Origin of the sequence: Streptomyces sp. CB01580 (assembly GCF_001905795.1) — a bacterium.
In the GTDB taxonomy this organism is placed as follows: Bacteria; Actinomycetota; Actinomycetes; order Streptomycetales; family Streptomycetaceae; genus Streptomyces.
In genome coordinates, this window is the sequence record NZ_LIXJ01000063.1 from 1 (window position 1) to 6,094 (window position 6,094).

The following is a 6,094-nucleotide window of genomic DNA, read 5'->3' on the forward strand; positions in this document are numbered from 1 at the left end:
ATGTGGCGGGAGAGCGGCGTGAGCTACCCGGAACTGGTGGACCGGCTGATCCAGGCAGCGCTGAACCGGCCGACCGGCCTGCGCTGAGACGGCGCCGTCCACGCGCGGTGCGTGTGCGGTCCGCGCGGGGCGTTTTCTCTGCCGAACCAGAGGGGTCAAGGGCCTGGACGAGAGCCCAGACGACGGCAAAGATCACCCCAGCTAGCACGGCGGAAGTCACCAGGGAGAAAACGATCTCCACCGTCATTGCGTCCTTTTCCCAGCGCGACTCACGTCCCAGGTCCACACGGCAAGTTTCACATCGCGGTCAAGTCCACCACACCTGCGCCTGACTGCTGACTCTCACGGGCGGCTCGGTCACCAATTGAGATGGCTTGTAAACGGCCACGGACACTCTCGGTGACGTCGTCGGTCCTTCGCATGAGCGGAATTCTGGATGAGCGTTCTTCCCGCCACCAGAGGGCCGCAGGAGACTTCCTGCCATTGTTCAATGAGCGTTTTCAGCGTTGCCTCTCCAGGGTGAGGACAGCTTTGGCGATTGACGTCATGCGGTTCGGGCTGCATCGCGATCTTCGGAAGATTCGCCAGGACTTGAGTCGTGCCATACCGCGTTCGACGGGAGCTCGGGACGTGGCCAGTGCCCGGTTGACCGTCCGTTCTGTCGGGGTCAGCTGGCCGTTGGGTGGGCGTCTGCGTCCGGTGGTGACCCAGGGGCCGGCGCCCGTGTAGGCGCGGTCGGCCAGGATGGGGACGCCCTGGCGTTCGCAGATCCGGATGATCCGGTGGGTGCGGGCCGCGGTCAGGTCGTGACACCGGCCGGGCAGGGCCGGTGAGATCCACAGGATCTGGCCGGCCGGGTCGGTCACGACCTGCACGTTCACGCCGTGGCGGCGGTGCTTGTGCGAGTAGTCGGCCTGGCCGTCGCCCACGCGGTCGCACTCGGCGAGCGTCCCGTCGAGCAGCACGTACTCCGGGTCGGTCTCACGCAGGACCTTCAGCAGGCCAGGGGACCGGTCGGCCAGGAGGTCGATGACCGCGGTGGTGTAGGCGTGGGCGGTGCCGACCGATATGCCGAAGGCCGCGGCGATCTGGGCCAGGGTGTCGTGCTTGCGCAGGTACACCAGAGCGACGAGCGCGCGTTGGTGCGGCGGGAGTTTGCAGCGGCGTTCACCCTCGCGGGTGACGATGAGCATCGCGACCCACTCGACCAGCGCATGAGGCAGGTCGAGTGCGGCAGGATAGGGAACCAACGAGGCACCTGTGCTGATGAGTTGAGACTTCGAACATCTCCCTCAGAAGCCGTATCTCTATCGATCATGAGGACGGTTCTGATCGAACACGGTCCTTGGTCGGGTGATCTCGGCCGGGTGGATGCATGAGTACAGGGCCTCTTGGTAGCTCGGGTTTGCGACCACTCGAGTGCCAGGAGGCCCTGTTGTTCCAGTCTTGCGTGACGGCCACCGTCTCGTCCAACTTCCGCGTGTCGGCGTGTGATTGCCTCGCGCACAGGTTCGGGAACGCGGCCGACCGCCCGGAGAGGGTGCCGGTGTATCCGTCGGACATGACGGACGCGGAGTGGGCAGTGGTGCGGGACGCGATGCCGGTGCCGGCCTGGCTGGAAGGCCGGGGCGGGCAGCCGGGGGGATACTGCCACCGCGTGATGCTGGATGCGATCCGGTACGTCACCGACAACGGCATCAAGTGGCGCTCTATGCCCGCCGACTTCCCTGCCTGGGACCGAGTGTATGCCTTCTTCCGCAGGTGGCGGGAGCACGGCCTGGTCAAGGAGTTCCACGACCGGCTGCGCGGCCGGGCCCGCGAGGCCGAGGGCCGCGACGCGGAGCCGACCGCGGCGGTCATCGACTCGCAGTCGGTCAAGGGTGCCGCCTCGGTGCCCGCCGCCACCCGTGGCTATGACGGCGGCAAGAAGATCAACGGAAGGCGCCGGCACGTCATCACGGACTGCCTGGGCCTGCTGCTGATGGTGCTGGTGTGTGCCGCCGACGTCACCGACCGCCAGGCCGCCCGCGTCATGCTGCCCCGTCTGCGGGCACGGTTTCACAAGATCACGCTGGTGTGGGCCGACGGCGGCTACACCGGCCGCCTGGTCACTGGGCGAAGGAGAAACTCCAGCTCACGCTGCAGATCGTCAAACGCAGCGATGACATGAAGGGGTTCGTGGTACTCCCAAGACGCTGGGTAGTAGAACGCACGCTGGGGTGGTTGATGCGCTCGCGCCGCCTGGTGCGGGACTTCGAGACACTGCCCGCCAGCAGCGAGGCGTTCATCTACTTCTCGCAGGCCATGCTCATGAGCCGTCGCCTCGCCCGCCCGGCTTCCCGACGGCGGCAGGAACAGTCACGGTGGGCTGCCGCGCCGTGAACCGTCCGGACGGCGACGCGGCCAGCCAACCTCGTTCGGCCAGGCGCCTCGCCTTGGACCGCACCCCCTCGATCTTCGCCGGCACCAACTCCAGCCCCAGCCCGGAGGCGATCTCCTTCGCCATCGCCCCCTCACCGCCTTCCGGACCGGACTCCACCAACTCCACGATCCGCCGGTAATCCGCCGCGAGCGCCTTCTCCACCGTCATCCCCTCCCCGAAGTGCGGCACGATCGACCCTGCGACCGGGGCCTTCACCGCTTTGGCCGCCGGCACCGGCTCCGGCGCCTCCTGCACGGCAGGATCCGCCGCATCACCAGGGGCGGCCAGGGCCTCGGCCAGCTCCACCCGAGCGATCACCCGGCGGTCCAACACCGCCTCAGCCGCAGCGAGTTCGGACTGAATCCGGTCCGCCTCCGCCTGAAGCTCCTCCACCCGCGCCCGGGCAGCGGCCTCCCGCTCTTCCAGCAAACCCATCACCGATGCCACTGGGCCACCTCCGCATCGTCGAGGACGAACTGATTGCCCGAACGCTCCCACGACAACACCGAAACCATGCCTGAACAGCGGAAACTCAGTGATCACATCCGGTAAGACAACGGCTTCTTAGACGTCGTTTCATTTGGTGAGTCGGCGGTATCCGATGAGGGTTGCCGCTATGCCGACGAACGCGAGGGCCGCTGTCACGTTGTTGAGGGTGTGAAGGTCTGGCGGTGTGTCGGGTGTGGTGGGGCCGGGTTCCGGCTCGGTGCTCAGGCGGCGGCAGGCAGGGCGGTCGCGCCGGTGACCTGGTCCCAGATGGCGAAGCGGGTGGTCATCTCGGTGCGGTAGTGGGCGGCGGGGCGTTGTCACGTTGGCTGACCGGTCTGGGATGATCTTGGAGTTGATCGTGCCGGGGAGGAGTCCGCTCGTGTCGTCCGCGCCGCCGTCGTACAAGGGGCACCGGTACCCGGTCGAGGTCATCTCCCACTGCGTGTGGCTGTACTTCCGCTTCCCGCTCGGCTTCCGCGAGGTCGAGGAGCTGATGCTCGAGCGCGGCGTGATCGTCTCCCACGAGACCGTCCGGCGTTGGTGCGCGAAGTTCGGGCGGTTCTACGCCAACGGCCTGCGTCGGAAGCGGCCCCGGCACGGGGACAAATGGCACCTGGACGAGGTCTTCATCAAGATCAACGGCGAGCTGAAGTACCTGTGGCGGGCCGTCGACGCCGACGGCAACGTGCTCGACATCCTTCTCCAGAATCGGCGGGACAAGGCCGCGGCCCGGCGCTTCTTCCGCTGCCTGCTGAAGACGACCTGCTCGGTGCCGCGGGTGGTGGTCACCGACAAGCTCCGTTCCTACGGGGCGGCCCACCGCGAGGTCATGCCCTCCGTGGAACACCGCTCCCACAAGGGCCTCAACAACCGGGCCGAGAACAGCCACCAGCCCACCAGACAGCGAGAACGCGCCATGAAAGGCTTCCGCTCCGCCGGCGGAGCCCAGCAGTTCCTGGCCGTGTTCAGCGGCATCTCACCCCACTTCCGACCACGCCGCCACCTGATGACCGCCGCCCACTACCGCACCGAGATGACCACCCGCTTCGCCATCTGGGACCAGGTCACCGGCGCGACCGCCCTGCCTGCCGCCGACTGAGCACCGAGCCGGAACCCGGCCCCACCACACCCGACACACCGCCAGACCTTCACACCCTCAACAACGTGACAGCGCCTTCGCGGCGGCTAGTGGCCGTGAGTGCCGTACATCGCTCACAGCTTGAGTCTGGCATAGATCGCCCCGGCCCGAGCCACCCGTCCGCGATCCGAGGACGCTGACCGCCGCCGAACGTGCGGCGGTCAGCGAGTGGACCATCGAACGTGCCCTTCGCGTACGCCAGGGCGCGCGCAGCCCCGGATGGGGGCGTGGGCGCCTGGCGTACGGGCTGAGTCAGGCGGCGCCGGGCTCCTCCAGCGCCACCACGACCATCACCGGAAGATCGGTGTCCTGCTGGATCACGCCGGCGGTCAGGATCCGGCCGCCGAGGGTCCACTTCTTCACCGCAATGAATTCGTCCTTGTCCGCCGCGGTCTGTTCAGCCTCGACGAGGTGGCGGGCGAGAGAGGATTCTTCGATCTCGGGCAGGAAGCGGGCCAGCGCCTGCTTCCCCTGCTCGTAGACGGCATCCACGTCGTCGAAGTAGCCCGACTCGTCGACGTCGCGGATCCAGACGTAGAACTTGACGCTGACCGCCCCACTGCTGAACGTCTGGATCCAGCCCCCGACGTCGTCCTTGTCCCACGACGTCTCCACGCCGTTGCGGGGCTTGCCTCCGGGCGTCCACTCCTGGGCCGAGAACCGCGCCGCTGCGCCATCGGCGGTCAGCGGCGCGATACCCCTGAGCTCTTCCAGCATTGCGATCACTGCAGCCATGAACCCATTCCACTCATGCCGTTGCCGGGCACGTGATACGCCTTCAACTGCCCGCTGGCGTAGGCCTCGGGGAAGGCCTTGGACAGCACTTCGTTCACATGCGCGGCACCCCATTCATTGGACACCATATAGCGGACGCCCTTGCCTCCGAGATCCTCGTTGAGGGCGAGCAGCTTGTCGGCCTGTGCGGTGAGCCGGCCCTCGTTGTAATGCTTGAAATTGGGGTTGTATGGAGAATTCTCCCATTGGGAAAGGTTGTCTCCTCCGGTCCACTTGGGGGACTGTCGATCGAACGGGTCTGTTCCGTAGTCGGTGGTGACGGAGGGTGTGGTCAACCCAGGAGGATGCGGTGGCGGAGGAGGGGGAAGCTCGCGCGGCCGTACATCTGGCGCTTGATCAGCTTGGTCTTGTTGTTGACGCCTTCGGTGCTGCCGTTGTGGTGCGGCAGGGTGAGGGCGGCGTCGACTGCGGCGCGGTCCTTCTCGAGGCCCCGGGTGAAGGCATGCAGGTGGGGCAGGTCCTCGGCTTGGGCCGAGGTGATCCAGGTGCTCAGCAGGGCGGCATTGCCGTCGGCGGGATCCAGTAGCGCGGCGAAGCGGTGGATGAGGTCGGCCAGAGCGGTCATTTCGTGGCAGGCGGTGCGGGCGGCCTCGATTCGTTCCCGCTGGTGGTCCTTGAGGCGGTCGGGGCGGGTGAGGAGGTAGCGGGCCAGGCGCCGGGGCGAGAGCGCGGGCCGGTCGGCCTCGACACGGCCCTGGTTGATGTAGCGGACCAGCAGGTTCGAGCTGCCGGTGTAGCCCAATTCCCTGATCTCCTGCAGGAGATGGGTGACGGGGACGGCCGGATTCTCCAGTCGGCGCTGGCGCAGGTGATCGCGGTAGGGATCCACGAGGGTCTGCCGGTACTTGGGGGCGCGGATGAGGCGCTCGGGCTCGGCGACACGGTCATAGCGCTTGACGGTGTTGAGAGCCAGGTTCAGGCGCCGTGCGCACTCCAGCAGGCCGACTCCGCGCTCGCGCAGGGCGTGGACCTGGTGCCAGCGCTCGCGGGTGGTGGCGGCCTGTCTCCCCTCGGCCGGGGGTGGGCCCGCTTTCGCCCAGCAGGTGCTGTGCGCGGCGACCTCCTTGCGGACGGCCTCGGCGAGGTTGTGCCACAGATGCCAGCGGTCGCTGATCTGGACCGCGGCGGGCAGGGCTCGGCGGACCGCCTCGGCGTAGGTGGCCGATCCGTCCCGGCGCACGGCCTCGACGCCCGGATGCCCGCGTAGCCAGGCTTCCAGAGTGGCGGCGTCGCGGCCGGGCAGCACCTCG

The 6,094-nt window shown here is 67.7% G+C and carries 6 protein-coding genes and 2 pseudogenes; 2 read left to right on the top strand and 6 right to left on the bottom strand.

Features of this window, described 5'->3' with window-relative positions; genetic code table 11:
* Positions 1-133: 133 nt before the first annotated feature.
* Together AMK22_RS41660 and AMK22_RS36760 are read right to left on the bottom strand one after the other, a co-directional pair.
* Positions 134-286: pseudogene (locus AMK22_RS41660) on the bottom strand (DUF6332 family protein); the annotation flags it as partial.
* Positions 287-500: 214 nt separating this feature from the next.
* Entirely contained in the window at positions 501-1,250 is a 750-nt protein-coding gene (locus AMK22_RS36760) for a transposase family protein (protein ID WP_079186608.1), read from the bottom strand.
* 290 nt (positions 1,251-1,540) lie between these two features.
* Here AMK22_RS36760 and AMK22_RS36765 point away from each other — a divergent pair.
* A pseudogene (locus tag AMK22_RS36765) lies at positions 1,541-2,382 on the top strand (IS5 family transposase).
* Here AMK22_RS36765 and AMK22_RS36770 read toward each other — a convergent pair.
* Positions 2,309-2,869, bottom strand: coding sequence for a hypothetical protein (locus AMK22_RS36770; protein ID WP_242434323.1), 561 nt, complete (start codon positions 2,867-2,869; stop codon positions 2,309-2,311). The pseudogene AMK22_RS36765 and the gene AMK22_RS36770 sit on opposite strands and share 74 nt — an antisense overlap.
* 382 nt (positions 2,870-3,251) lie before the next feature.
* Between AMK22_RS36770 and AMK22_RS36775 the strand changes: the two genes are divergently transcribed.
* On the top strand, positions 3,252-4,010 hold the full coding sequence (locus AMK22_RS36775) for an IS6 family transposase (protein WP_073792057.1): 759 nt from the start codon (positions 3,252-3,254) through the stop codon (positions 4,008-4,010).
* Positions 4,011-4,301: 291 nt separating this feature from the next.
* Here the strand turns inward: AMK22_RS36775 and AMK22_RS36780 are convergent, their stop codons facing one another.
* The 3 genes from AMK22_RS36780 to AMK22_RS36790 all read right to left on the bottom strand — a co-directional run.
* Positions 4,302-4,784 (bottom strand): hypothetical protein, encoded by a 483-nt coding sequence (locus AMK22_RS36780; RefSeq protein WP_073792059.1) that lies wholly within the window; start codon positions 4,782-4,784, stop codon positions 4,302-4,304.
* The gene (locus tag AMK22_RS36785) at positions 4,772-5,119 is read right to left on the bottom strand and encodes a hypothetical protein (protein WP_242434324.1); all 348 of its coding nucleotides are present in this window, start codon (positions 5,117-5,119) and stop codon (positions 4,772-4,774) included. The genes AMK22_RS36780 and AMK22_RS36785 overlap by 13 nt, the downstream gene beginning before the upstream one ends.
* A partial coding sequence (locus tag AMK22_RS36790) for an ISL3 family transposase (RefSeq protein WP_073792063.1) occupies positions 5,116-6,094 on the bottom strand: 979 nt, incomplete at its 5' end. The genes AMK22_RS36785 and AMK22_RS36790, both read right to left, overlap by 4 nt.

Excerpts from the sequence above, each read along its gene's own strand:
- AMK22_RS36775 (WP_073792057.1), top strand. The coding sequence starts at position 3,252 with ATGATCTTGGAGTTGATCGTGCCGGGGAGGAGTCCGCTCGTGTCGTCC.
- AMK22_RS36780 (WP_073792059.1), bottom strand. The coding sequence starts at position 4,784 with ATGGCTGCAGTGATCGCAATGCTGGAAGAGCTCAGGGGTATCGCGCCG.